This window comes from Altericroceibacterium xinjiangense, assembly GCF_003958635.1.
GTDB classification, from domain to species: Bacteria; Pseudomonadota; Alphaproteobacteria; order Sphingomonadales; family Sphingomonadaceae; genus Altericroceibacterium_A; species Altericroceibacterium_A xinjiangense.
This window is the reverse complement of record NZ_RSEK01000004.1, coordinates 91,451-115,773: the sequence shown is the minus strand read 5'-3', so window position 1 is coordinate 115,773 and position 24,323 is coordinate 91,451. Positions and strand designations below refer to the sequence as shown.

Annotated in this window: 27 protein-coding genes and 1 tRNA gene; 16 read left to right on the top strand and 12 right to left on the bottom strand. The window is 66.0% G+C overall.

What is annotated here, in order from left to right; genetic code table 11:
• Positions 1-27 precede the first annotated feature (27 nt).
• Both sppA and ELY13_RS06080 read left to right on the top strand, forming a co-directional pair.
• Complete coding sequence (gene sppA / locus ELY13_RS06085; RefSeq protein ID WP_126172999.1) at positions 28-1,935, top strand: signal peptide peptidase SppA; 1,908 nt, start codon at positions 28-30, stop codon at positions 1,933-1,935.
• A gap of 60 nt (positions 1,936-1,995) precedes the next feature.
• A tRNA-Val gene (locus ELY13_RS06080) sits at positions 1,996-2,070 on the top strand.
• Positions 2,071-2,316: 246 nt separating this feature from the next.
• Here the strand turns inward: ELY13_RS06080 and copD are convergent.
• The 7 genes from copD to ELY13_RS06045 all read right to left on the bottom strand — a co-directional run bounded on the left by copD (position 2,317) and on the right by ELY13_RS06045 (position 8,119).
• Positions 2,317-3,240, bottom strand: coding sequence for a copper homeostasis membrane protein CopD (gene copD, locus ELY13_RS06075; RefSeq protein ID WP_126172998.1), 924 nt, complete (start codon positions 3,238-3,240; stop codon positions 2,317-2,319).
• A 1-nt stretch (position 3,241) separates the two neighbouring features.
• Complete coding sequence (gene copC / locus ELY13_RS06070; RefSeq protein ID WP_126172997.1) at positions 3,242-3,610, bottom strand: copper homeostasis periplasmic binding protein CopC; 369 nt, start codon at positions 3,608-3,610, stop codon at positions 3,242-3,244.
• A gap of 133 nt (positions 3,611-3,743) precedes the next feature.
• Positions 3,744-4,982, bottom strand: coding sequence for a copper resistance protein B (locus tag ELY13_RS06065; protein WP_241233566.1), 1,239 nt, complete (start codon positions 4,980-4,982; stop codon positions 3,744-3,746).
• On the bottom strand, positions 4,979-6,769 hold the full coding sequence (locus ELY13_RS06060) for a copper resistance system multicopper oxidase (RefSeq protein WP_126172996.1): 1,791 nt from the start codon (positions 6,767-6,769) through the stop codon (positions 4,979-4,981). Before ELY13_RS06060 ends, ELY13_RS06065 begins: the two co-directional genes overlap by 4 nt.
• 57 nt (positions 6,770-6,826) lie before the next feature.
• Complete coding sequence (locus tag ELY13_RS06055; RefSeq protein ID WP_126172995.1) at positions 6,827-7,387, bottom strand: RNA polymerase sigma factor; 561 nt, start codon at positions 7,385-7,387, stop codon at positions 6,827-6,829.
• Between the two features lie 4 nt (positions 7,388-7,391).
• Positions 7,392-7,832 carry a Spy/CpxP family protein refolding chaperone gene (locus tag ELY13_RS06050; RefSeq protein ID WP_126172994.1) on the bottom strand — a complete coding sequence of 147 codons (441 nt, stop codon included), beginning with the start codon at positions 7,830-7,832 and terminating at the stop codon, positions 7,392-7,394.
• A complete protein-coding gene (locus tag ELY13_RS06045) occupies positions 7,829-8,119 on the bottom strand; it encodes a hypothetical protein (RefSeq protein WP_126172993.1) in 291 nt (96 codons plus the stop codon). The genes ELY13_RS06050 and ELY13_RS06045 overlap by 4 nt, the downstream gene beginning before the upstream one ends.
• A 183-nt stretch (positions 8,120-8,302) precedes the next feature.
• Between ELY13_RS06045 and ELY13_RS06040 the strand changes: the two genes are divergently transcribed.
• From ELY13_RS06040 to ELY13_RS06025, 4 genes are all read left to right on the top strand, one after another.
• Positions 8,303-8,509 carry a ParD-like family protein gene (locus ELY13_RS06040; RefSeq protein WP_126172992.1) on the top strand — a complete coding sequence of 69 codons (207 nt, stop codon included), beginning with the start codon at positions 8,303-8,305 and terminating at the stop codon, positions 8,507-8,509.
• Position 8,510: 1 nt separating this feature from the next.
• Positions 8,511-9,290 carry a type I methionyl aminopeptidase gene (map, locus tag ELY13_RS06035; RefSeq protein WP_126172991.1) on the top strand — a complete coding sequence of 260 codons (780 nt, stop codon included), beginning with the start codon at positions 8,511-8,513 and terminating at the stop codon, positions 9,288-9,290.
• 227 nt (positions 9,291-9,517) lie between these two features.
• Positions 9,518-10,351 (top strand): formate/nitrite transporter family protein, encoded by an 834-nt coding sequence (locus tag ELY13_RS06030; protein ID WP_126172990.1) that lies wholly within the window; start codon positions 9,518-9,520, stop codon positions 10,349-10,351.
• A 72-nt stretch (positions 10,352-10,423) separates the two neighbouring features.
• Positions 10,424-12,169 carry a bifunctional protein-serine/threonine kinase/phosphatase gene (locus ELY13_RS06025; protein ID WP_126172989.1) on the top strand — a complete coding sequence of 582 codons (1,746 nt, stop codon included), beginning with the start codon at positions 10,424-10,426 and terminating at the stop codon, positions 12,167-12,169.
• Positions 12,170-12,202: 33 nt separating this feature from the next.
• Here the strand turns inward: ELY13_RS06025 and ELY13_RS06020 are convergent, their stop codons facing one another.
• Complete coding sequence (locus tag ELY13_RS06020; protein WP_126172988.1) at positions 12,203-13,030, bottom strand: uroporphyrinogen-III synthase; 828 nt, start codon at positions 13,028-13,030, stop codon at positions 12,203-12,205.
• A gap of 128 nt (positions 13,031-13,158) precedes the next feature.
• On the opposite strand from ELY13_RS06020, the gene ELY13_RS06015 reads away from it, so the two are divergent.
• Complete coding sequence (locus tag ELY13_RS06015; RefSeq protein WP_164549710.1) at positions 13,159-13,602, top strand: DUF4126 family protein; 444 nt, start codon at positions 13,159-13,161, stop codon at positions 13,600-13,602.
• 9 nt (positions 13,603-13,611) lie between these two features.
• On the opposite strand, the gene ELY13_RS06010 is transcribed toward ELY13_RS06015, so the two are convergent.
• Positions 13,612-14,502, bottom strand: coding sequence for a LysR family transcriptional regulator (locus tag ELY13_RS06010; RefSeq protein WP_126172987.1), 891 nt, complete (start codon positions 14,500-14,502; stop codon positions 13,612-13,614).
• A gap of 102 nt (positions 14,503-14,604) precedes the next feature.
• Here ELY13_RS06010 and ELY13_RS06005 point away from each other — a divergent pair, with 102 nt between their 5' ends.
• Both ELY13_RS06005 and ELY13_RS06000 read left to right on the top strand, forming a co-directional pair.
• Positions 14,605-15,303, top strand: coding sequence for a pirin family protein (locus ELY13_RS06005; RefSeq protein ID WP_126172986.1), 699 nt, complete (start codon positions 14,605-14,607; stop codon positions 15,301-15,303).
• A 45-nt stretch (positions 15,304-15,348) separates the two neighbouring features.
• A complete protein-coding gene (locus tag ELY13_RS06000) occupies positions 15,349-15,924 on the top strand; it encodes an NADPH-dependent FMN reductase (RefSeq protein ID WP_126172985.1) in 576 nt (191 codons plus the stop codon).
• A gap of 48 nt (positions 15,925-15,972) precedes the next feature.
• Here the strand turns inward: ELY13_RS06000 and ELY13_RS05995 are convergent, their stop codons facing one another.
• Positions 15,973-17,247, bottom strand: coding sequence for a sulfotransferase family protein (locus ELY13_RS05995; RefSeq protein WP_241233565.1), 1,275 nt, complete (start codon positions 17,245-17,247; stop codon positions 15,973-15,975).
• A 143-nt stretch (positions 17,248-17,390) separates the two neighbouring features.
• On the opposite strand from ELY13_RS05995, the gene serS reads away from it, so the two are divergent.
• Genes serS through ELY13_RS05980 form a run of 3 tightly spaced genes read left to right on the top strand, consistent with a single transcriptional unit; the run spans position 17,391 to position 20,528 of the window.
• A complete protein-coding gene (gene serS, locus ELY13_RS05990) occupies positions 17,391-18,671 on the top strand; it encodes a serine--tRNA ligase (RefSeq protein WP_126172984.1) in 1,281 nt (426 codons plus the stop codon).
• Entirely contained in the window at positions 18,671-19,423 is a 753-nt protein-coding gene (gene surE, locus ELY13_RS05985) for a 5'/3'-nucleotidase SurE (RefSeq protein WP_126172983.1), read from the top strand. The genes serS and surE overlap by 1 nt, the downstream gene beginning before the upstream one ends.
• A 13-nt stretch (positions 19,424-19,436) precedes the next feature.
• On the top strand, positions 19,437-20,528 hold the full coding sequence (locus ELY13_RS05980) for a potassium channel family protein (RefSeq protein WP_126173181.1): 1,092 nt from the start codon (positions 19,437-19,439) through the stop codon (positions 20,526-20,528).
• Here the strand turns inward: ELY13_RS05980 and ELY13_RS05975 are convergent.
• Entirely contained in the window at positions 20,525-20,923 is a 399-nt protein-coding gene (locus ELY13_RS05975; protein WP_126172982.1) for a DUF1761 domain-containing protein, read from the bottom strand. The two genes, ELY13_RS05980 and ELY13_RS05975, sit on opposite strands and share 4 nt — an antisense overlap.
• A 78-nt stretch (positions 20,924-21,001) precedes the next feature.
• Here ELY13_RS05975 and rimO point away from each other — a divergent pair, with 78 nt between their 5' ends.
• Positions 21,002-22,387 carry a 30S ribosomal protein S12 methylthiotransferase RimO gene (gene rimO, locus ELY13_RS05970; RefSeq protein ID WP_126172981.1) on the top strand — a complete coding sequence of 462 codons (1,386 nt, stop codon included), beginning with the start codon at positions 21,002-21,004 and terminating at the stop codon, positions 22,385-22,387.
• 8 nt (positions 22,388-22,395) lie between these two features.
• On the opposite strand, the gene ELY13_RS05965 is transcribed toward rimO, so the two are convergent.
• A complete protein-coding gene (locus ELY13_RS05965) occupies positions 22,396-22,953 on the bottom strand; it encodes an alpha-ketoglutarate-dependent dioxygenase AlkB (RefSeq protein ID WP_126172980.1) in 558 nt (185 codons plus the stop codon).
• Between the two features lie 123 nt (positions 22,954-23,076).
• Here ELY13_RS05965 and ELY13_RS05960 point away from each other — a divergent pair, with 123 nt between their 5' ends.
• From ELY13_RS05960 to ELY13_RS05950, 3 genes are read left to right on the top strand one after another with little or no spacing between them, the layout of a single operon-like run.
• Complete coding sequence (locus ELY13_RS05960; RefSeq protein WP_126172979.1) at positions 23,077-23,439, top strand: hypothetical protein; 363 nt, start codon at positions 23,077-23,079, stop codon at positions 23,437-23,439.
• A 32-nt stretch (positions 23,440-23,471) separates the two neighbouring features.
• Positions 23,472-23,846 (top strand): c-type cytochrome, encoded by a 375-nt coding sequence (locus ELY13_RS05955; RefSeq protein WP_126172978.1) that lies wholly within the window; start codon positions 23,472-23,474, stop codon positions 23,844-23,846.
• A gap of 6 nt (positions 23,847-23,852) precedes the next feature.
• Complete coding sequence (locus tag ELY13_RS05950) at positions 23,853-24,269, top strand: secondary thiamine-phosphate synthase enzyme YjbQ (protein WP_126172977.1); 417 nt, start codon at positions 23,853-23,855, stop codon at positions 24,267-24,269.
• The last annotated feature ends 54 nt before the right edge of the window (positions 24,270-24,323 follow it).

Here is a 24,323-nt window from a genome sequence, read left to right as displayed (position 1 = left end):
TATGACATGGTTTCAAAGGCTTTTCGGATGAGTTTCGCAGGCAAGGTCTGGCGGCTGCTGGTCGGCATCAAGGACGCGCTCACCCTTATTTTGCTGCTGCTGTTCTTCTCTGCGCTGTTCATGCTGCTGAGCGCGCGGCCCAACGCGGCCGCGGTGCGCGATGGGGCCCTGCTGCTTGATCTGGACGGCAGCGTGGTGGAGGAAAAAGCCCCCGCCGATCCGCTGGCGGCGCTGATTTCCTCTCCCGTGCCGTTGCTGACATCCGCCGTACCGACGAAGGAATACGTCGCGCGCGATCTGGTGCGGGCGATCGACGAAGGCGCGCGGGACGAGCGGATCAAGGTGATCGCGCTCGACATGACGCAGTTCCTCGGCGGGGGGCAGGTCCACATGGCCAGCATCGCCGAAGCGCTCGACCGGTTCCGCGCGGCCGGCAAGCCAGTCATCGCCTATGCGGTCGGCTATACCGACGATGCGATGATGCTGGCGGCCCATTCCTCGGAAGTGTGGGTCGATCCCATGGGCGGCGTGGCGATTTCCGGTCCCGGCGGACATCGCCTTTATTACGGCGCCTTGCTTGAGCGGCTGAACATCAACGCGCACGTGTTCCGCGTCGGCACCTACAAGAGCGCGGTCGAACCCTATATCCGCACCGACATGTCGCCCGAGGCGCGGGAGAACGCCACGCAGCTTTACGGCTCCTTGTGGCAGGAATGGCTCGCCAACGTGAAACAGGCGCGCCCGCAAGCCGATCTTGACCGGGTGACGACCGATATCGCGACCTGGATCGACCAGAACGGCGGCAACCTTGCCCAGGCGGCGATTTCCGCCGGGCTGGCCGACAAGATCGGCGACCATGTCGAATGGGGCAAGCGGGTGGCGCAGTTTGCCGGGGAAGACGAGTGGGACAAGTCCCCCGGCTCCTTTGCCCGGACCGAGTTCGATCCCTGGCTCGAGGAAGTCGGGCCGGAGGACATCGGCGGCGAGATCGGCGTGATCACCATCGCCGGACCCATCAGCGACGGGCACGCCGGACCGGGCGAAGCCGGGGCGGAACGCATTGCGCAGGCGCTGGACGATGCGCTCGAAGACAATCTGAAGGCTCTGGTGGTGCGGGTCGATTCGCCCGGCGGCACGGTGACGGGCGGCGAGGCGATTCGCCGCGCGATCCTGCGCCACAAGGAAAAGGGCATTCCGATCGCCGTCTCGATGGGCAATGTCGCGGCGAGTGGCGGATACTGGGTGGCCACGCCCGCAGACCGGATCTTCGCGGAACCGGAGACGATCACCGGCTCGATCGGTGTGTTCGGGGTCGTCCCGACGTTCGAGAACGCGCTCGCCGAATGGAACGTGCAGTCGGACGGGGTGCGAACCACGCCGCTTTCCGGTCAGCCGGACTTGTTCGCGGGGTTCACGCCCGAAACCGAGGCAGTGCTGCAGAAAAGCGTCGAGTTTGCCTATGACCGGTTCCTGACGCTGGTCGCGCAGTCCCGCGGGATGAGCAAGGCGCAAGTGGATCAGCTTGCGCAAGGACGGGTCTGGGATGGCGGCAGCGCGCGTCAGCTTGGCCTTGTCGACCAGTTCGGCGATCTCGACGCCGCACTTGAATGGGCGGCGGCCCGGGCCGACTTGCCCGCAGGCCAGTGGCATCCGAAGTTCCTGGGGCAGGAAGTCGATCCATATGAGCAGTGGCTGGCGAGCGCGCTGGGCGAAGACACCCGCGCCCCCGAAGGGCCGCGCGACTTGTTCGGCCAGTTCGCGCAGAGCCAGCAGCAGCTGTCCACCCGCATTGCCGAGGACCTTTCCGGGCTGCTGCGGGTGCGCGGGGCGCAGGCGCGCTGCCTCGAATGCCCTCAGTCGCATAGCACCGCACGATCCGACGGCGCAGGCGGGATGGCGCTGGAGCGGTTATTCCTGCGGATGCTGTTCGACTAGGTGCTTGTCATCGGCGGCGGGGCGTGGCAAAGGCGGCGCCCTGCCGTCCCCTGGACGCGCGGGCGCGTAGCTCAGTGGTAGAGCACACCCTTCACACGGGTGGGGTCGCAAGTTCAATCCTTGCCGCGCCCACCATGAAACTCCTGACAGTCGGGTTTCATGATCCGCCGGAGTTCTTCTGACGAACCCGGTTGACGCATCGGGGGCGGGACGATGGCAACTTTTCCCCGCGCCCGTTCCGCGATGAACCGGCTTTGGGCGGAACGCGCTTCCGGCGGACCATGCGATCTGCCGCCCCACGCCCCGCCAGCGAAAATTCCTGATGCGGTGCCTGCACGGCGCTCCGGATTCGCCCTGCGGTCGATGGCTCCGGGCTCCCGCCTAGGCGGATGCCGGAGGGGCCAGCACCCCAAGCCACGCGACGAGCGCCAGGATGGCGATGCCGAGAGCCAACTCCAGAGCAATGCTGCGGCGGAGCGCACCCAGCGCGGCCCCGGTCTCCTCGCCGCTGTGCAGCGCCTTGCCGAGTCCGGGAGTCAGGCGAAACCGGTTGCTGGCCGCAAGAACCAGCATTCCGCCGAACAACAGAACCTTGAGGAGGAGCAACCGACCGTACGGTGATGTCCACAGCGAATCCAGTCGGTCAGGCCCGATGAGCACCCACCCGTTGATCACGCCTGTAAGCAGCAGCACCGCGACGATCGCAGACCCGATGCCGGAAAACCTTTCCAGCGCGCTGCGCGCCGTGTCGGCCGCTGCTTCCGTTTGAGGCCGAACCACGAGCAGCTTCAACAGGCCGAGGAGAGCGCCAATCCATACAGCCGCTGCAATCAGGTGGAGGATGTCCGCCGTCAGCTGAATCCAGCCAGTGGGCCCCTCCCCGGCCGCGCCGTGCCCCATCCAGGCAAGGCCAACGGTGGCGACAAGGCCGAGGGCGGCGGTACCGATCCAGCTCAGCGGACCGGGCGACAGGAGCAGAAGCAGCACGAAGGCTGCGCCCGCCGCTCCGGCTCGGACGAGGGCCGCCTTGCCAAGTGCCATCCCGGTCGCCACCGCGCCGAGGTTCTCCATCTTCAGCCCCTCTGCAAGGGAGCCCGTGAACAGGGCGGACTGCAGAACGATGGCCATCAAGGACGAAAGGGCAAGCAGGGCAGCGGCTGCAAGAAGCAGCCGCCGGCGCGATGCTTCGAGGCGAACGGATCCCGCCTCGGCCCTTGCGTATAGAAAAAAGAGCGGCGCCCCCAGCAGGATCACCGCCCCGAGATACTGGGCAAACCTCGCAACGATTATTGCGGGGTCTGTCACGTCAGCCGATCTTGAAGCTGACTTCGCCCGTCATCTTGTGCCCGTCTGCACCCGCTGCGCTCCAGACCATCTTGTAGGCGCCTTTGTGCAAGCTGCTGGCCGGCACCGCGACAATGGTCTTGCCGTCGGCCGAAACCTTGCTGGTCACCGGCACCTTCATCCCATGTTCGGGCATGGTCAGTTCCACTTTCGAGAAGGCCGGCACGAGCTTTTCGTTGAAGCTGAGCACCAGCGTCCTGGGCGCAGCGGACACGACCGCGTTGTTCGACGGGTTCGACTGGATCAGCTTGGCGTGAGCGAAAGCGGGCCCGGCCGCGAGGAGCGAGGCGCTGCCAACCAGAGCGAGCAGACTGTAAGACAACGACTTCATTCACATTCTCCATCTAGAACACTGTTGCAGCCTGAAGCGGTTCTCGGTCGGTTTGCGTCCGATCGAACGCTCCAGTCCACGCTCTTGCCGCGATCCTCGCGCGGACGGCGGTTTCACCCGCTTCCCTACCGCTCTAGAACCAGAAACGAATACCTGCGATGAAGCTGGTGACGCTGGGATCCTCCCCTTCGGCGCGCGCGAAGTCGGCACTCTTGCCCGTCCTCCACTCCTGCGCCACGCCGATGTAGGGCGCGAACTCCCGCTTGATTTCGTAGCGCAGGCGCACGCCCGTCTCGATCCGGTCAACGCCTGCGCCGATGCCAAGCTCCGGCACGTCCTGCGCCGCGAGCACGACTTCGGCGCGCGGTTGCAGGATCAGCCGCTGGGTGATCCGCTGGTCCAGCTCGGCCTCGATCTGCGCGGTGAGATCGCCTTTTGTCGAAAGGAAAGCGGCCGCGTCGACTTCGAACAGATAGGGCGCAAGCCCCTGCACGCCGACGACTGCATGGGTCCGCTCGGGGCCGAAGAGATCCTGCTTGATCCCCGCCTGGAAATCGAACCACGGGCCGATCGCATGACTCCAGAGCGCCTGCACGTCGGCCGATTCCGGGCTTTCGCCGAAACTTCCCTCGCCTTCGCTCTTGAACCAGAACTTGTCGTAGTCCCCGCCGTAGAAGCCCTGGATGTCCCACAAGTACCCGTCGGCGCCTTCGCGCGCGAGATATTCGATGCGGTCTCCCCGAAACCAGAAGAAGGCCATCCCGCTCACGTCGCGCATCACCTGGATACGCTCGGAATCCATGATGTCCGCGCCCCACCGGGCGTCTGCGGCATAAAGGGGACCCTGGAACGCTTCGGGCGGGGGCGGCCCTTCGGGGATTTCCAGCTCCATCCCCTGCATCGCCCCGTGCTCCATCCCGGAATGGTCCATGGTCCCGTGATCCATCGTGCCATGGTCCATGGTCCCGTGGTCCATCGTGCTGTGATCCATGGCCCCGTGGTCCATTTGGGAATGGTCCATTCCCTCCATCGGAGCGTGATCCATCGCGCCATGGTCCATGCCCTGCATTTGGGAATGATCCATGCCACCGTGATCCATTGCCCCATGATCCATCTGGGAATGATCCATTTCCCCATGGTCCACGGATTGGCCGCTGGCACTGTCTCCGGCATCCTCGCCCATCCCGCCATGGTTCATCCCGCCGTGATCCATCTGCGAGTGGTCCATCTGCGAGTGGTCCACCACCTCTCCGCCAGAGGGATCGGATGCAGCTTCGGCCGGTGACGCTTCGTGCGCGGAATGCCCTAAATGGTCCTGTGCGTGGACCGGGACAGCGCTGGCGAGCAGGACCAGAAGAACGGCCCGCTTCACGCGCCCTTCCCCCCGTCGAGCGGACGCACGGTCACGACCTGGAACATGCCGGTGTGCATGTGATAGACCAGATGGCAGTGAAAGGCCCAGTCGCCGGGCTCGTTCGCGGTCAGGTCGAAGGTGGCGCTGCCTCCCGGCTGGACGATCACCGTGTGCTTGAGCGGCTGGTGCCCATCCGGCGCGCCGTTCACCAGTTCGAAGAAATGGCCGTGCAGGTGGATGGGGTGAGCCATCATCGTGTCGTTCACCAGCCGGACGCGCACTCGCTCGTTATAAGCGAAGCGGATCGGCTCGTCGGCGACGGCGGAGAACTTCTTGCCGTCGAACGACCACATGTACCGTTCCATGTTTCCGGTAAGATGGATCTGCTTGAGGCGCGTCGGCTGGCGGCGATCGGCATTCGGCCGGTGCGCGACCAGTTGCTTGTAGTTGAGTACCCGGTGATCGACCGTGTCGAGCCCGATCCCGGGATCGCCCATGCGGTCCACCGGGTTCATCGCCACCATGTCCAGCCCCGGGCCGACCTTCACGTCCGGCGGCAGCAGCGACGTGTCGCGCATGTCCATGCCGGACATGTCCATGCCCTGCCCATGCGCGCCATGATCCATTCCGGCCATCGACCCGTGATCCATTCCGGCCATGCCGTCCGCGGCAGCCCCGTGGTTCATTCCCATGTCGGCCATCGTCAGCAGCGGCGGCGGACGCAGGGCGGGCACGGCGGCGCGGGCTCCGGGGCGGCTTGCCAGCGTGGCAAGCCCCATCCCGGATCGATCCATCGCCTCGGCCACGAAGGCAAAGGCATCGGCGTTTTCCGGCTGCACGATCACATCGTAGGTTTCGGCGATGCCGATCTGGAATTCGTCGGTTTCCACCGGATGGACGTTCTGCCCATCGGCCGCGACCACCGTCATCGGCAAGCCCGGTATCCGGACGTTGAAGAAGGTCATGGCCGAACCATTGATGATCCGCAGGCGGATCCTCTCACCCGGCGTGAAGGCAAGCTCCAGCCCGTCTTCCGGCCCGTGGCCATTGACCAGAAACGTGTAGAGCGATCCGGTCACATCGGAGATGTCGGTCGGCATCATCCGCATCTTCGCCCACATCCGCCGCTCCTCCGCGCTCAGCGGATAGTCGTCGGTCAGGGTGGTCTTCTGGTAGTTGAAGTAGCCTTCTCCGACCTTCAGCTTCTTGATGATCTCGTGCGGGTGCATCGGCGACCAGTCGGTCAGCATCAGCACGTATTCGCGTTCATAGGTGAACGGATCGGGCTCCGCCGGATCGATGATGATCGGCCCGTAGTGGCCCATCGGCTCCTGCATCGTATGCGCGTGCCACCAGTACGTGCCCGCCTGCCGGATCGGGAAGCGATAGCGGAAGGTCTCGCCCGGCAGCACGACGGGCATCGTCACCCCCGGAACGCCGTCCATCAGGAAGGGGAGGAGCAATCCGTGCCAGTGGATCGACGTCCCGTCCGCGCTGTGGTTGACCAGATCGACCGTGAGGTCCTGCCCTTCCCTCAGGCGCACCAGCGGCCCCGGCAGCGTGCCGTTGACGGTGACCGCCGGACCGCGGCGATCTCCGGTGACGAAGGTCGCATCGGCCACGGTCATGGTCAGGTGATTGCCCGAAAGAACGTCGCTCCCCTTCCGGGCCAGCGCGCCGCCTGCCCCGTGTCCAGCGCCGTGCACGACGCCGCGCGCCCACGCGGGCGCAGCCTGCAGCAGGCCGAGCGAGCCGAAGGAGGCCATCCCCGCTCCGAGGAAGCGCCTGCGATTGATCGATGTCATGTCCTAGAGCCCGTCCGAGTTTCCTACCCGCTGATACGCGCGCCATCGACCGACCCCTCAGCGTTCGGCGAACTTTTCTTTCAGCCGGGCGCGGGCGCGGTAGATGCGCGTTTCCACGGCCTTCTCGCTCATGCCGAGGATCTGCGCGGCTTCGCTCTGGCTGCGGCCATCGAACGTGACGAGGATGAAGGGCTCCCGCAGGCTTGCGGGCAGGCGGGCGATTTCCCGCTCCACCCGCTCCAGCAACTGCCGCCCGGCTATCTCACGCTCCTGTCCCGGGGCGGTGTCGGCTATCAGCAGTTCCGGCTCATCCTTGCGGCGGCTCAACAGCCGGGCAAACCGCTGACGCCGCAAGGCATCGCGGCACTTGTTCACCGTGATCGTGGTAAGCCACGGGCCGAGCGGTTTGCCGTCTTCGAAGCGGTGCAGCCCCAGCCAGGCGGACGCCAGCGCATTCTGTACCGCGTCTTCGGCATCGGCCGCGCTGCCGAGCAGCCGACGCGCCAGCGAGAGCAGGCGCGGCGCGTGGCGTCCGATCAGGTGATCGAACGCCCCCTGGCTGCCTGCCTTCGCCGATGCGACCAGTGCCGCCTCGTCAAGATCATCGTCCGTCGCCACGCGATCATTCGGGCGGCGTGTTGGTCAGCGCCCGTGTGACTTCCCGGTCGAAGGCGGCCTGTTGCCCCGGTTCGAGCAAGGCACGCATGCCGAAAACGTGGCGGATGGTCGCCTTCTGGAGATCGCCCATCCGGGCATGGACTTCATCGATCGCCGCGGCCACTGCGGGACCGGCGCGATGCTCGCTCTCCATCGCTTGCGCCAGACGGGCGTTGGCCGCCCTCAGGTCCTGCTCGAGCCGCTTTCGCTCAACCGCGAAGCTTTCCTCCAGCTCATCGATGCGCGCGTCCTGTGCGGGAGTAAGCTCCAGTTCCTCGTGGACGAACCGGTGCATTCCGCCCGGCTCTGCCTGCTGCAGCCAGCTGTTGCCGGCGACCGCCCCCAGCAGCCCCGCAAAGACCGCGAGGACCAGCAAAAGGACGATCTGAAGCGGAGTAACCTTCACCGGGAAGGATCGAGCAGGGCCGACGGGGCAAGCTCCGCGCCGATCGCCAGACTGTTCCTAACGGGTTCGGCGGACAGGGAGGCCCGGGTCGTCCCCATTCCGGCACCAAGCGCGACGGCGAAAATGCCCAGGCTGAGGAGCGCACGCCGGTTTCTCTCCTGCGCGCGGCGCATCCCGCCGACACGCTCCCAGACGCAGGTGTGAAAGTCGGCACCCGCACGGCACGCCGAAGCCTCCGCCGTCATGCGCGCCAGCGCCGCATCGAGATCGTTGTCGTCCATGGCCATCCCGTCTTTCCTGTCCGGTGCCTTATACGCACGGAAATGCCCCTCCCCTCAAGAAGCCTCCGCACGCTGGCGATAATGCGCAATCTATCGCCGCGATGCCTGACGGGCGGGAAGTCGATCGATTGACCTGGCAACATCCGATCCATATACGTTTCGTATATCCCCCGTTTGAAGGAGCCCCCGTTGGGCATCGTGAAGATCAGCGACGAACTGCATGAGGACGTCCGCCGGGCCAGCGCGGTCATGTGCCGGTCCATCAATGCGCAGGCCGAATTCTGGATCAAGATCGGCATGCTGGCCGAAGCGAGTCCGACTTCGTCCTTCAACGACATCGTCGCAATGCAGCTCGCCGCCGCGCAGGAGCGTGTCGTGCACCGGGCGGAGGCGTGACATGGTGAAGACCGCTGACGAGCTGGCGCTCATGCACATATCGGGCAAGCTGCTGGCTTCCGTCTTCGAAATGCTCGACGGGCTGGAGCTTGCCGGGATGTCGACCTTGCAGGTCAACGATCTGGTGGACCGCTTCATCACTCAGGATCTTTCCGCTCGTCCTGCAAGCAAGGGGCAGTACGGGTTCCAGTATGTCCTGAACTGCTCGATCAATCATGTCGTTTGCCATGGGGTACCCGATCCGGACACGATCATCCGGGACGGCGACATCATCAACCTCGACATCACGCTGGAGAAGAACGGCTTCATCGCGGATTCGAGCAAGACCTACATGGTCGGCAATGTCCCGCCCGCCGCAAGGCGCCTGGTGCAGGTTGCCAGGGAGGCGATGTGGAAGGGCATCAGCCGGGTTCGGCCCGGAGCCCGCCTGGGCGATATCGGCCATGCGATCGAACGCCACGCGAAGAAGAACGGCTATTCGGTCGTGCGGGACTACTGCGGACACGGGATCGGCCGCGAGATGCACGAAGAACCGCAAGTGCTCAACTTCGGGCGCCCCGGAACCGGCCTGAAGCTGTGCGAAGGCATGGTCTTCACCATCGAGCCGATGGTGAACCAGGGGACCCGGAAAGTCTCGACGACAAGCGACGGGTGGACGGTCGTCACCGACGACAGGAAGCTGTCCGCTCAGTTCGAGCATACCGTCGCCGTCACGCGGGACGGAGTCGAAGTCCTGACCCTGCGCCGGAACGAGCAGCCGATGCTGGAGCGCACCGCCTGACGTCCAATTTGAGCCGAACTCTTGCTGCACTGCAAAACCGGCTTGCCGGGCGACGGTGGAGCAGGTACTCAGTGTCCCGAGCGAATGCGCCGCCCAACGATGGGCGGGAACGCGCAGCCGCTTTACACTATCTGACGCGTGGCAACGGAGCCGCCCGTGCTGGTCAAGCAGACCAGTTCGAGGCGGCTTTTTCGCGTGCGCATTGCCGGGACCGAAAGGAAGCGATCTTGTCCTATCTCGCACCAACCGAATTCGTCACCAAGATGGTGGACGCCGGGGAATCGAAGATCCTCATGTCCACCAAGGACACCCTGATCCGCGGCTTCATGGCCGGGGCGACGCTCGCGCTGGCCGCGGCTTTCGCGATCACCGTCAACGTCCAGACGGGCCAGCCGCTGATCGGTGCCCTGCTGTTCCCGGTCGGCTTCATCATGCTCTATCTGCTGGGGTTCGACTTGCTTACCGGCGTCTTCGTGCTGGCGCCGCTCGCGGTATGGGACAAGCGGCCCGGTTGCAGCTGGAACGGCGTGCTGCGCAACTGGGGGCTGGTGTTCACCGGCAACTTCGCCGGGGCGCTGGTGGTGGCGTTCCTGATGGCCGTCTACTTCACCAACGGATTTTCGACGCCGCCCAGTGAAGTCGGTCAGAAGCTGGCCGGAATAGGCGTCTCGCGCACGATCGGTTATGCGGAATTCGGCGCGGCCGGCTGGTTGACGATTTTCGTGCGCGGCATGCTGTGCAACTGGATGGTTTCCACCGGCGTGGTCGGGGCGATGATTTCCACGCAGGTCAGCGGCAAGGTGATCGCGATGTGGATGCCGATCATGCTGTTCTTCTACATGGTGTTCGAGCACTCGGTCGTGAACATGTTCCTCTTCCCGACGGCGCTGATGATGGGCGGCGACTTCTCCTTCAGCGACTACCTGTGGTGGAACGAAGTCCCGACGGTGCTCGGGAATCTGGTCGGCGGGCTGACCTTTACCGGTCTCACCCTCTATTCCACCCACATCCGCACCTCACCGCAGCGCCGGCCCCAGCCGAAGATGAAGCTGGCCGCCTGATCCTGCCCGGACTGCAACATCAACAGGAGGCGCCCTTGACTTTCAGGGGCGCCTCCTGCCCGCGTCTTGCCCATGCGTAGCCAGCTCGCCATCGCGCTCGGTCAGTTCAGCACCGCCGGGCTCAAACCCGCCAATCAGGACTTTCACGGGGTAGTCCAGCCCGAAGGCGCCGACCTGGCCAGCAAGGGCATCGCCGTTGCCATTGCCGACGGGATCAGCACCGGGACGCTCGGCGCCACGGCGGCCGAAACCGCAGTGAAAAGCTTCCTTGCCGATTATTACTGCACTGGCGAAGCCTGGTCGGTGCGGACTTCCGCCGATCGCGTGATTTCGGCCACGAACAGCTGGCTCCACGCGCAGAACCGTCGGCGCGCCGGAGGAATACCCTCCGATCAGGAACGTGAGCGGGGCCTCGTCTGCACGTTCACCGCGCTGGTCCTGAAGGGCCGCAGCGCGCACATCTTTCACGTGGGCGATGCCCGGATCGCCCGGCTTTCCGGCGGCGCCGTCGAGCCCCTGACCGAAGCGCACCGCGTCTCCCTGGGCGGAGGCGAGACCTATCTCGGCCGTGCGCTGGGCGTGAACCGCAACGTGCAGGTCGATTATCGCCAGTTCGCGGTCGAACCGGGCGACGTATTCCTGCTGACGACCGACGGCGTCCACGATTTCCTGCCCGATACGCGGCTGGCGGAACTTGCCGCCCGCGTCGCCATGGAGGGCGAGGACCTCGACGACGCCGCCGCCGCGATCTGCGCCGCCGCGCTGGAGGCGGGCAGCATCGACAACGTGACGGTGCAGGTCATCCGGATCGAAGCCCTGCCGGACGGCGAGGTGGACGACCTGATCGGCCATGACGTCGCCCTGCCGGTCCCTCCCCCCCTGAGACCCGGTGACGAATTCGAAGGCTACACAATCCTGCGGGAGCTGCATTCCGGCGCGCGCAGCCACGTCTACCTGGCGCGCGACTCGTCGGGCGGCACCAGCCTTGCCCTCAAGATTCCGGCGACCGAACGGGCCGAGGACGCGGACCACGTGCGCGCCCTGCTGCTGGAAGAATGGGTCGCACGCCGGCTCGATCACCCGAACGTGCTGCGCGCGCCGCCGGTGCGCCGGGCCCGGCGTCATGCCTATGCCGTGACCGAATATGTCGAAGGGCAAACCCTCGCGGAATGGGTGGCGGACAACGGGCGTCCGGATCTGGTGCAGCTGCGCTCCATCGTCGGGCAAGTCGCGGCGGGCCTGCTCGCCTTCCACCGCCGCGAAATGCTTCACCGCGATCTGCGCCCCGAGAACATCCTGATCGACAAGGAAGGCGCGGTGAAGATCATCGACTTCGGATCGGTTCAGGTTGCCGGAATCGATGAGCTGACCGGGCACAGCGATGAGGCTGCTTTTGCCGGAACGATGCAGTTCAGCGCGCCCGAGCTTTATCTCGGTGCCGCCGCCAGCCCGCAGTCGGACTTGTTTTCCCTGGGTGTGATTGCCTACTGGCTGCTGACCAGCCACCTGCCTTACGGCCCACGCGTATCGGCGGCTGGAACCCGCGCTGCGCAGCGCCGGCTGCGCTACACGCCCGCGACCGAGTACAACCCGGCGGTGCCGGACTGGGTGGACGCCGCGATCGCCCAGGCGGTCAGCATCGCACCCGAACGACGCTATGCCGAACTGTCGGAGTTCACGTTCGATCTTGCGAAACCGAATTCCGCGCTGGTTTCGCCCGATCCGCGCCCGCTGGTAGCGCAGGATTCGGTGCGTATCTGGCAGGCGATCAGCGCGGTGCTGCTGGTGCTGCTGATCCTTGCGCTGGTGCGCGGCTGATACCGATGCGGGATGCTTCCCGACAGGGCCCGCTCACCGTTCGCCGCGGGTGCGGACGATCTCCGTCACCAAGGGCTTGAGGTGGAAACTGGACGTCGGCTGGATCCGGACGGTTCCCCCCGCCTCTTCGACCGCGGCGGCGGCGACGGGGCCGACGGCAGCGATCGTCGTCGCCGCAAAGGCCTGCTCAAGCTCCGCTTCCAGTCCCTGGCGCTTGGCCACGTCGCACAAGCGCTGGACCTGCAGCTTGGACGTGAAGGCGATCAGGTCGATATCGCCGCTGGCCATAGCACGGATCACGGACGCCACTTCGTCGTCCACTTCATCCGAAATGTAGCGATAGGGGAGCACCGGATCGAACCCGGCGCCCAACGCCTTCAGCGCATCGCCAAGACGGTCGGCGGGCGCTCCGGGATAGAGCTGCACCGCGACGCACTGACCGTGCGGGGCCAGCTTTTCCAGCGTTGCCAGCAGCCCTTCGGTCGTCGGCGCCTCCGCCACGATGTCCGCACTGAGCCCCAGCTTGCGCAGCGCGGCCCCCGGCTTGGGCCCGCGCGCGATCTTGCGCGTGGCGGCGAATGCGGCGAGCGCTTGGTCTCGCCGGCCAAGCTCCTCGGCCCGGGCGACAATGTGCGTCACTCCTTCCCCGGTGTAAAAGACGAGCGTATCGTGGCGGCCGGCGATCAGCCGGTCCAGCCAGGCATCCAGCGTACTCGTGTCCTGAAGCGGACTGACTAGGATCAACGGGGATCGCAGAACGGTGGCGCCATGACGTTCCAGCATCGCGGAGAAGCGATCCAGCTCACGGCTTTCCGGCACCACGACCCGGTCCCCGCTCAAGGCCTGTTGATGCTGCTTCATGTCCGTATCCCCTTGTTTCGCTTCGCCTTCATACCCGTCAACGACGTGATGCCCAACCCGGTTTCCCGTTAAACGGGACCGATCCCGTCCCGTGCGGATTGCACTGCTGTACTGCAGGAGAAAACAACGTGCGTGCTTCCTTTCTGATGGGCCTCGTCGGCGGCCAACGTGCCTTGACGCCGCTGGCCAGCGTGGCCGTGGCATCGGCCCGCGATGAGCTGACGGCCGACAACCGCCTGACCCGCTTTCTGGGCCATCCGCTGATCGCTGCGGGAGCGGTTGCCCTAGCCGTGGCGGAGATGGTCGGCGACAAGCAGAAGAGCGCGCCGGACCGGATCGTCCCGATCGGATTGGCCGCTCGCTTCGTCACCTCGGCGATTGCCGGAGCCGCGCTGGCTCCAAGGCGGGAGCGGTGGCTCGGGGCCTTGATCGGCGGGGGCACGGCCCTTGCCGCGTCGTACGTCGGCTGGCGCATCCGGATCAGGGCGATGGAGGAATATGGCCAGACAGCGACCGGATTTGTCGAGGATACCGCCGTGCTGGCCAGTGCGGCCGCGATCGTCCGCTCCTAGCATCGGACGTCAGCAGCGCGCGATCAGCGCTTCCAGCAGCCAGGACCCGGCCGGACCGGGCCGGCTGTCCTTCCTCCACAAGGCATGCAGCCGGTAATCGAGCGGGGCGGCTTCAGGGAGCGACAATTTCACCAGCCGGCCTTCGGCCAGATCTTCGGCCACGATGTGGCACGGCATGTTGCCCCAGCCGATCCCCTCCACCAGCAGGGCGTGCTTGGCGCCGAGATCGGCCAGCCGCCACGTGCGCGGGCTGAGCACCGAGAACTCGCGCCCCTTGGTCAGGGGGGAGCGATCCGTCAGCACCAGCTGCAAGTGCTGCCGCGTCGCGCCCGGTTCGATCCGGTCCATCTGAGCCAGCGGGTGCCCCGGCGCGGCAACAGGAACGAGCTGGACCGTGCCGACGCTCAGCCGCTCCAGTTCGGGCAGGTCGAGGATGTCCGGCCCGGCAATGGCGAGATCGGCGCGCTGGTCCAGCACCAGGGCGGCGACGGCCCCAAGCGCTTCGACGTGAAGGCGCAAGTCGACGGTTGGAAACGCGGCCTGAAAATCGCGCAGCACGCCGGCGACCGTCTTGCTTGGAACCATGACGTCGACCGCCAGCGAGACTTCGGTCTCCAGTCCCTGCCGGATGCCGCGTGCCCGCGCGACCAGCCCCGCGCTTTCGTCGACCACGGCCCTTGCGTCAGCCAGCAGCGCGCGCCCGGCTTCGGTGAGTTCCGGGCGGCGGGACCCTTCGCGGTGGAACAGGCTCAGGCCCAGCTGGCTTTCCAGCGCCGCCACGCCGTAGCTGATGACCGACAAGGCGCGCCCCAGCTTCCGGGCGGCGGCGTTGAAGCTGCCTTCGTCGGCCACGGCGAGGAAGATGCGGAGCTGGTCAAGAGTGGGCCGGCCGACATCCATCGTTCAACTCCATCGAACATCTTGAACGGCTTTATCCCGGTTTTCCGAAAGCCTGCCAAGGCCCATCTTCCCTTCAACGCAACCCGTCAGGGAGCCGGAACCATGATCGAACTTCGTCCTTTCGCCAGCCTTGGGGCCGCCAATCACGGCTGGCTCGATGCCCATCACCATTTCTCGTTCGCCGATTATCAGGACCCCGCCCGGACCAACTGGGGCCAGCTGCGGGTGTGGAACGATGACACTATCGCCCCGAAGTCCGGCTTTCCGCCGCATCCGCACCGGGACATGGAAATCGTTACCTATGTCCGCAAAGGCGCGATTTCGCACCAGGACAACCTTGGCAACTCCGGGCGCGCCGAAGCTGGCGACGTGCAGGTCATGTCCGCCGGAACCGGGATCGCGCATGCCGAGCACAACCTTGAGGACGAGACGACCCAGATTTTCCAGATCTGGATCATCCCGGACCGGCGCGGCGGAGAGCCGACCTGGGGCGCCCGTCCGTTCCCGAAGGATGATCGTCACGGACGGTTCGTCACGCTCGCGTCAGGTATCGCGGGCGACGAAGACAGCCTGCCGATCCGCGCCGAGGCGCGCGTGCTGGGGGCCACCGTCAAGGCGGGCGACACGGTGATGTACGATACGGCTGCCGAGCGTCACCTCTACCTTGTCCCGGCAACCGGTAAGGTGCGGGTGGGCGATGTCGAGGTGAACGCCCGCGACGGAGCGGCGATCACCGGGCTCGGCAGCATCGCGATTACCGCGCTGGAAGACAGCGAACTGGTGCTGGTGGACGCGCGATAAGGGCCCCCGCGGCCAGATTCAGTTTTCATTTCAGAGGAGATATTCATGGCACGAACGTACAAGGTCGCAGTGGTCGTCGGCAGCCTGCGCAAGGAATCGATCAACCGCAAGGCGGCGCTGGCCCTGGCCGGAATGGCCCCGGACACGCTGGACCTGGAGATCGTCGAGATCGGGGACTTGCCCCTTTACGATGAAGACGCCGAAGCCGCTGGGCCGCCACAGGCGTGGGAGCGGTTCCGCCGTGAAATCGCTGCGGCCGACGCGGTGCTGTTCGTGACCCCGGAATACAACCGCTCCATCCCCGGCGCGCTGAAGAACGCGGTCGACGTGGCATCGCGCCCTTACGGCAGCGGCGCATGGTCCGGTAAGCCAGCGGCGGTGATGAGCATTTCGGCCGGGGCGATGGGCGGCTTCGGGGCCAACCACCAGTTGCGCCAGGCGCTCGTATTCCTGGACATGCCGGTGCTGCAGCAGCCGGAAGCTTACGTCGGGGGCGGGTTTACGCTGTTCGACGAACAAGGCGAGATCGCGGCGGAAGGCACGCGGGCTTTCTTCCAGACGTTCATCGATGCGTTCGCGAACTGGATCGAACGGACGGCTGCGCCCGAGAGCGGCGGCTGATCGGCGGGAACGCCGGGCCGACCTGACGCAGCCAGAGCGAAAGCCGCTCTAGCTCAGGGCCGCCCGGCGATCCTCCACCGCGACGCCGTACGTCTTCACATAGTCCTCCAGCTGGTCGAGCACGCGGTCCGGCGTAAGGCCGAATTGCTCGAGGCTGTATTGGTGCGGGCGGCGCTTCAGCGCGCGGGCGCGGCTGACATAGTGCTCCATCGCCGGCAGCGCGGGTTCGATCTCAAGATCAAGGAATTCGTAGATCCGCCGCATCGTGCCCGGCCAGTCCCGGTCCATGTCCTCATAGTGGATGTCGATCATCCGGCTTGCGGGAAGCCTGGCGCGGCCGGCGTGCATCCGCTCCGTCTGCTTGCGGACCTTGCGCAGCCATTCCCGCCCGATCTCATGGGGGTTTACCTCGTCGGAGTAGATGATCGTCTGGTTCCAGGCGAGCGAGGCCGTGCTGCCGACCACCGACAGCGGATCACGGTGGGTAAAGATCAGCCGTGCATCGGGAAACACGTCGAGCAAGGCGGGCAAGTCCAGCATGTGCTGCGGCGTCTTCAGGATCCACGGCTTGAGGCTGGAGGCCTGCTGAGACCAGCCGACCAGCTTGAGCAGGCGGGCCAGCTGGCGATAGGCGGGCCGCGCGTCCTGCCGTTCGCACCAGCGGCCATAGGACGGCACCCACCACTGCGCCTCGTTCTTCATTCCCCAGAACGAATTCACCAGCAGCCCGAGTTCCTCCTCCGGCTCCATCGGCCCGGTGGGATGGATCGTCAGCGTGCGCGGATTGGCAAGCCGGGCGACGCGCATGATCCGGCTGGCCAGCCGCGGGCGTGTGTCCGGGCCGCCGAAAGTGAAATCGGGCTTGGGAACCGGACTGATCGTTTCGAAGCTGCGCATGTGCGTCAGCCGGTGATCGGACGACAGCAGGCGGTGCAGCCGCGTCGTGCCCGATCGCATCGGCCCGACAATCACGATCGGGCGCGGAATCGGACGGGCGAGGATTTCCGGATGACGATCGAACCACTGCTGGGCCCAGAGCCGGTCGCACAGCACCTTGTGGGTCTGCAGCTTGGCGGCCCATTCGCCGACCGCATTCAGCCGCGCCTCCCGCTGGAGCGTCTTCAGCAGCATGGCCATCGGGCGTTCGAACCAGGGATCGCCGAAGTCGTCCAGCCCGGTGGCCGCACGCGCGCGATCCAGGAATCCCTGCTTGTCGAACAGCGGGGGGTCGGCCAGGCCGACGCGCCGCCCGGCGCGAATACCGGTGTCGAGAATGTCGATGAAGGGAGTCCGCTTCGGCGGCCGGAGGGTTCTGTTCGGCAAGTGTGGCGCCCAGCTAGCCTTATGTTTTTGTTCGCAGCCGGGGGGCCGCTCCAGCTCATTTACCCCGATCGGGCGGTTCGGTTCCCTGCTGGCCTGTTTCTGCCGACTGGACAACCCCCGGAGCGTGCAGGCATAGCCCGTCCATGCACGACTTGCGCTTCATCCGTGACCATCCGGAAGCTTTCGATGCCGGCCTTGCCCGGCGCGGCCTGGACCCCGTGTCCGCGTCCCTGCTCGACCTCGATGAGCGGCGCCGCGCGCTCACCCGGCAGATGCAGGAGGCGCAAAGCCGCCGGAACGAGGCTTCGAAAGCCATCGGGGCCGCCATGGGCAAGGGCGACAGCGCGACCGCCGAGGCACTGAAGGCCGAAGTCGCCGCGCTGAAGCAGACCCTCCCTGCGCTTGAGGAGCAGGAAAAGGCACTGGGGGAGGAGCTTGAGGCCGCACTGGCCGTCCTGCCCAACATCCCGGCCGAAGACGTGCCCGAAGGCAGCGATGAAAGCGGCAACGTCGAACAATTCCGCTGGGGCACGCCGCGGGAGTTTCCTTTCGAACCGAAGGAGCATGCCGATCTCGGCCCCGCACTCGGGCTCGATTTCGAAACCGGGGCGGCGATGTCGGGCGCGCGGTTCACGTTCCTGCGCGGCCAGATGGCGCGGCTGCAGCGTGCACTCGGGCAGTTCATGCTGGACCTTCAGACGGGCGCGAACGGGTTTGCGGAATGCGCCCCGCCGCTGCTGGTGCGCGATGAGGCGGTGTTCGGCACCGGGCAGCTGCCCAAGTTCGCCGACGACTTGTTCCGCACCACCGACGGGCGCTGGCTGATCCCGACCGCCGAAGTGTCCCTGACCAACTCGGTGCGCGACCAGATCGTCGACGACTTGTCCAGACCGATCCGCCTGACGGCGCTGACCCCGTGCTTCCGGTCCGAAGCCGGAGCCGCGGGGCGCGACACGCGCGGCTACATCCGTCAGCATCAGTTCGAAAAGGTGGAGCTGGTCAGCGTCTGCCGGGCCGAGGACTGGCAGGCGGAGCACGAGCACATGCTCGCGTCCGCCGAAGCGGTGCTGCACGCGCTCGACCTTCCCTTCCGCCGGATGCTGCTGTGCGCCGGGGACATGGGCGCGACGGCGAAGAAGACCTTCGACCTCGAAGTCTGGCTGCCGGGGCAAGGCGCCTACCGCGAAATCAGCTCGATCAGCTGGTGCGGCGATTACCAGGGCCGGCGGATGAACGCCCGCTACCGCCCGGAAGGCGCCAAGAAGACCGAGTTCGTCCACACCCTCAACGGCTCCGGCCTCGCCGTCGGGCGCACGCTGGTGGCAGTGCTGGAGAACGGACAGCAGGAGGACGGATCGGTGACGGTGCCGCCTGCGCTGCATCCGTACACCGGCGGATTGACCGTGCTGGAGCCTGCCCGCTGATGCGCATCCTGCTGACCAACGACGATGGCATCCACGCTCCCGGCTTCGAATTGCTGGAGCAGATCGCCGCGCAGCTGTCCGACGACGTCTGGGTCTGCGCCCCGGCGGAGGAGAATTCCGGCGCGGGCCATTCGCTGACCCTGCACTTGCCGGTTCGCCTGCGCCAGCATTCGGAACGGCGCTTTTCCGTCACCGGCACCCCGACCGATGCCGTCAACCTTGCCTTACGCAAGCTGTTCGACCGGCCGCCTGACCTTGTGATCTCAGGGATCAACAACGGTGAGAACCTGGGCGACGACGTGACGTATTCAGGTACGATTTCCGCCGCGATGGAAGGCGCACTGGCAGGCATCCCAGCCATCGCGCTGAGCCAGGCGATGCGCGACAGCGGTCTCGGCTTTGCCGCTGCCTTGGGCTGGGCCGCGAAGGTGATCCGCCCGCTGGCCGACGTTCCGATGGCCCCGCGCACGGTGATCAACGTCAACTTCCCGCCGCTTGCGGCCGAAGCGGTGAAGGGCGTGCGCGTGGTGCGGCAGGGATTTCACGATTACGGGCGCGGATCCCTGGTCGAAGGCACCGATCCGCGCGGGCGGCCGTACTACTGGTTCGGCCTGCACGATATCGAGCACACCCTGGATCACGGTACGGATCTGGAAGCGGTGTCCGACGGGTACATTTCGGTCACTCCGCTGCACGTCGACCTGACGCATTATGCGTCGCTCGATGCGGTGGCGGAACGGTTTTCCGGATGAGGGAAAGCTGACCATGGCGCGCGGCAACCGCTCTTCGGCCGTTAAGCCGGTCCCGCCTGCGCAGCGCGCCACGCCGCTGCGCCGTGCCGTAAAAGTGCCGGTCTGGGCCGACGTCGCGATCCGCTTGTTCGCCGCAGTCGGCCTGATCTTCCTGGTGGTGATGGTCCACTACTTCGACCGGGAGGGCCTGGTCGACAACGTCGATGGGCATGTCAGCTTCCTGGACGTCGTCTACTTCACGATGATCTCCATCACCACGACCGGTTTCGGCGATATCGCACCGGTCAGCGACCGCGCCCGGCTGGTCGAGGCGGTCATCGTCACTCCGATCCGCCTGGCGGTGATCTTCATCTTCATCGGCACGGCCTATACTTTCGTTATCCGGCGTACATGGGAGAAATGGCGCATGGCCCGCATTCAGGACCAGCTGACCGACCACGTGGTCGTGCTCGGGTTTGGAATTTCCGGCTCCGAAGCGGTTCGCGAACTGATTGCCCGCGGGACCGATCCCTCGTGCATCGTCGTGATGGAAAGAAGCAGCGAACGGCTCAGCTTCGCCGAGGCCCTGGGCTGCAACGTGATGGAGGGGGACGCCACGCGCGACGAGGATCTGGTGGCGGTGCGGATTGCAACGGCGAAGACGGTGCTCGTCTCGGCGGGCCGGGACGATTCCTCGATCCTGATCGTGCTGACGGTGCGCCATCTCGCGCCCGACGTTCCGATCAGCGTGGTGGTGCGCGCCGCGGACAACGAGGTGCTTGCCCGGCAGGCGGGTGCCAACAACGTCATCAATCCGGTGCGCTTTACCGGCCTGCTGCTCGCCGGAAGCGCGCAAGGGGCGCACATCTCGGAATACATGGCCGATCTCGCCTCCGTCACGGGCCGGGTGCAGCTGATCGAGCGGCAGGTCCTGCGTGAGGAAGCGGGGCGGACGCTGGACAGCCTGGTCACCGGCGGCAAAGGCCTGCGGGTGTACCGCGACGGGCGGGCGCTGGGCTTCTGGGAAGCCGGACTGCTGGAGGAAGGCGACATGATCGTGGAGATCCTGCCCACCGAGGGTGAGGAACACGGGCCCTCAAATCGCCCGCGTTCCCGGAAGCGCTAGCCCATCAGCAGGAACACGGTCCCGGCAAGCAGCATGCCGACCGTGAAGTAGCCGGCGTCGATCGCCAGCAGGCGGCCCGGCTTCCCGTGAAGCACCGTGGCGATCCCCACTGCAGGGGCCATGATCGTCGCGCCGAAACCGCCAGAGATCATCAGGATGGCGTTCGGACTCGGGTGGATGCGGGCAAACAAGTGGCCCAGCATCCAGCAGATCACCAGTTCGAACAGGAACACGAGCGCCCAGGTAACCGGGGTAGCGCGGCGGTGCAGCAGGCGCTCCCTTCCCCGCACGGCGCGATTCCGCGCACCGCCGAACAGGGGCCCGTACCAGACCAGACCGAGAATAAAGAAGGCGGCGGTCGCCAGAAACACCGCCAGAAGGTTGATATTGCCCATGTTCTCACCATCTGCGCAGCGTCGCGCCGCACGAAACCTGCGTGACTCCCGGTTTCGTCGTAGCTAGGGGCGCTGGCAATGGCCACCCGCAATCAAGATACTCGTATTCCCGACCAGAAGAAGGTCGGCATGGTCAGCCTCGGCTGTCCGAAGGCTCTGGTCGATTCCGAGCGCATCCTCACGCGCCTCCGTTCCGACGGTTACGCGATGAGCCCCGACTACGCCGGGGCCGACGTGGTGCTGGTCAACACCTGCGGGTTTCTCGATTCCGCGAAGGAGGAAAGCCTCGCCGCGATCGGAGAAGCGATTGCGGAGAATGGCCGGGTAATCGTCACCGGCTGCATGGGCGAGGAAGCGGAGACGATCCGGGCAAAATTCCCCCAGGTGCTCGCGATCACGGGCGCCCACCAGTACGAAGACGTGGTCGGCGCAGTGCATGAGGCTGCACCGCCGAGCCAGGGGCCGTTCATCGATCTGGTCCCGCAGATGGACGTCAAGCTGACGCCGCGTCACTACAGCTATCTGAAGATTTCCGAAGGCTGCAATCACTCCTGCGCCTTCTGCATTATCCCGCAGCTACGCGGGAAGCTCGCCAGCCGGCGGATCGACGCGGTGCTGCGCGAAGCGGAAAAGCTGGTTGAGGCCGGCACCAAGGAACTGCTGGTCATCAGCCAGGATACCTCGGCCTATGGCGTCGACACCCGGCATGAGGAGCGGATGTGGAAGAGCCATCCGGTCCGCGCACACATGATCGATCTTGCGCGTGAACTCGGCCACCTGCGCACGAGCGAAGGCGCACCGCCGTGGGTCCGGTTGCACTACGTCTATCCCTATCCGCATGTCGACGCGGTGATCCCGCTGATGGCCGAAGGGCTGCTGACCCCGTATCTCGACATTCCCTTCCAGCACGCCAGCCCCAAGGTCTTGCGGGCGATGAAGCGTCCGGCGAATGAGGCGAAGGTGCTGGAGCGGCTGAAAAGCTGGCGCACCATTTGCCCCGACATCGCCATCCGGTCGAGCTTCGTCGTCGGCTTCCCCGGGGAGACCGAAGACGACTTCCGCTACCTGCTCGACTGGGTGGAGGAAGCGCGACTGGACCGCGTCGGCGCCTTCCGGTTCGAACCGGTGGAAGGGGCCACGGCCAACATCCTGCCCGATCCGGTTCCGGAAGAAGTGAAGGAAGACCGCTACGCCCGGCTGATGGAAGTGACGGAGCGGATCAGCGCCGAGAAGCTTGCCCAGAAGATCGGCCGCACCCTGCCCGTCATCATCGACGAAGTGGGGGAGCCGGACGAGGACGGCGACATCGGCGCGACCGGCCGCAGCCAGGCCGATGCGCCGGAGATCGACGGGCAAGTCTACCTGCGCAACGTGCCGGAAACGCTGGCGCCCGGCGCGATTGTCGAGGCGCTGGTCGAGGATTCCGACGCGCACGACTTGTTCGGCGTGATCCCTTCGGCCTGAAGCCGCAGTCAGCTTCGCATCGTGCGCAAGGTGAGCGAGCGGCGCGTCACCTCCATCGGCAGGATCGAATGCTCCCACTCGCGGCGTACCTCTCCGCTCAGGCGGTAAAGGGACCGCTGCGGCAGGAACACCTTGTGCCGCTGAAATCCGGTTTCGGTCCTCCGCCGCAGCCGCAAGGTGGCCGGCGCGCTGAGCGAGAGGCCGAGCACGTCTTCGTACTGCGGCCGGTCGCGGTGCCAGCCGATCCCCGCGCCGGGATCGTAGCGGATCAGCAGCGCCTGCGCGATCGCTCCCGCATCCAGTCCGGCAAGCGCGGCGAGTCGGCTGCGCAGATCCTCCAGCCAGCCCGGAAACGGCGGCGCGGGCACCACCGCATGGCGCGTGAAGTCATACGCCGAACCATAACTCGCCGTCAGCCGCTTGCCTTCCCATTGGCCGAACTGGAACGGCTGCAGCGGCGCGGCATCGATCTGCACGGCGATCCCGGTTTCCTCGGATGGGGTGACCGCGTCCTCGACCAGCCGGAAGCCGGGAACGAGGGGCGCGGCAAAGAGATCTTCCTGCATGGTGCGAGCTTTATGGGGGCGGCAGCGGCGGATACAATGGCGCAGGTATCTGTCATCCGGCGCGTTTCAGGGGACAGCAAGCTTGCGGACGCTAGACTGATCAGGATGCCTGAGAAAAACCTCATGACCCGGTCTTTGGCCGTTCTTGCCCTGGCCCTTGCGCCGGTCCCTGCGCTTGCAGGCGAGGCAGAGGGTTACCGCTGCGTGGCCGAAAGCCGGATCAACACCAGCCTTGGCCAGAACCTGCCGGTGGACAAGGACGGCAAGACCTTCCACCCGGCATCGGACCTGCAAGCCGACGGCCCGCACCTGACCCGGCGCGAGGTGACGATGAACGGGGACTCCGAATCCCAGACGACGCACAGGATCGATCCCGCGACCGGTGAATACCACGCGACGACGTACCTGACGGACCACCGGATGGGAGAGCAGTACGTGCTGGAAACCTCAGGCACGTGCGTGCTTTCATCCGGCAAGGCCGATTGATCGTGCGGGAAGGAATTGAAACAGCGGATCGCATGACTCGGCACGCTTTTCCCCGTTCCCGCCTCTCGCTTGCCGGGGCGATACTGGCGCTCGCTGCTTTCCTTCCGTTCGGGGTGCAGCTGCACGCCAACGCTTCCACGAATTCATCGGCCGAAGCCACGGAACGCGGGCGCGCCTTGTTCACCGACACGGGCTGCGTGCAGTGCCACACCTTGCGCGACGCGGGATCGACCGGGGGCGCAGGGCCGGTGCTGGACGGCAATCCGCACCTGACCCGGGCCCTGATCGTCGAACGGGTGGCGCATGGCCGGAACGATATGCCCGGCTTCCTCGGCATCCTGGCCGAGGAAGAAATCGAACAGCTCGCCGATTACCTGCTGCACGTGACTGCGGCGGGCGATACGTAACGGGCCATGCGCCAGGAAATTACCACTCTCAGCTTTTCGACGCCCGGACGCGGCTTCATCGAGATTACCGATGACGTCGCCGGCTGGCTCAGCCGGTCGGGCATCCGCACCGGGCTCGTCACCGTATTCTGCCAGCACACCTCCGCGTCGCTCACCATCAACGAGAACGCCGCCCCCGCAGTGCGCCGCGACTTGCTCCGCTGGCTGGACGGGATCGCCCCGGAAGGCGATGGCTATGAGCATGACGACGAAGGGCCGGACGACATGCCCGCCCACATCAAGGCGATGCTGACCGGCAACAGCCTGACGATCCCGGTCGAGAACGGGCGAATGATGCTCGGTACCTGGCAAGGCATTTACCTGGTGGAGCACCGCCGCCGCGGCCACGCTCGCCGGGTGGCGGTGCATATCCTCGGGCAATAACGAAACAAGCCCCGCGCCGGTGCGTTACCGCGCGTATGGACCCCCGCACTCCCC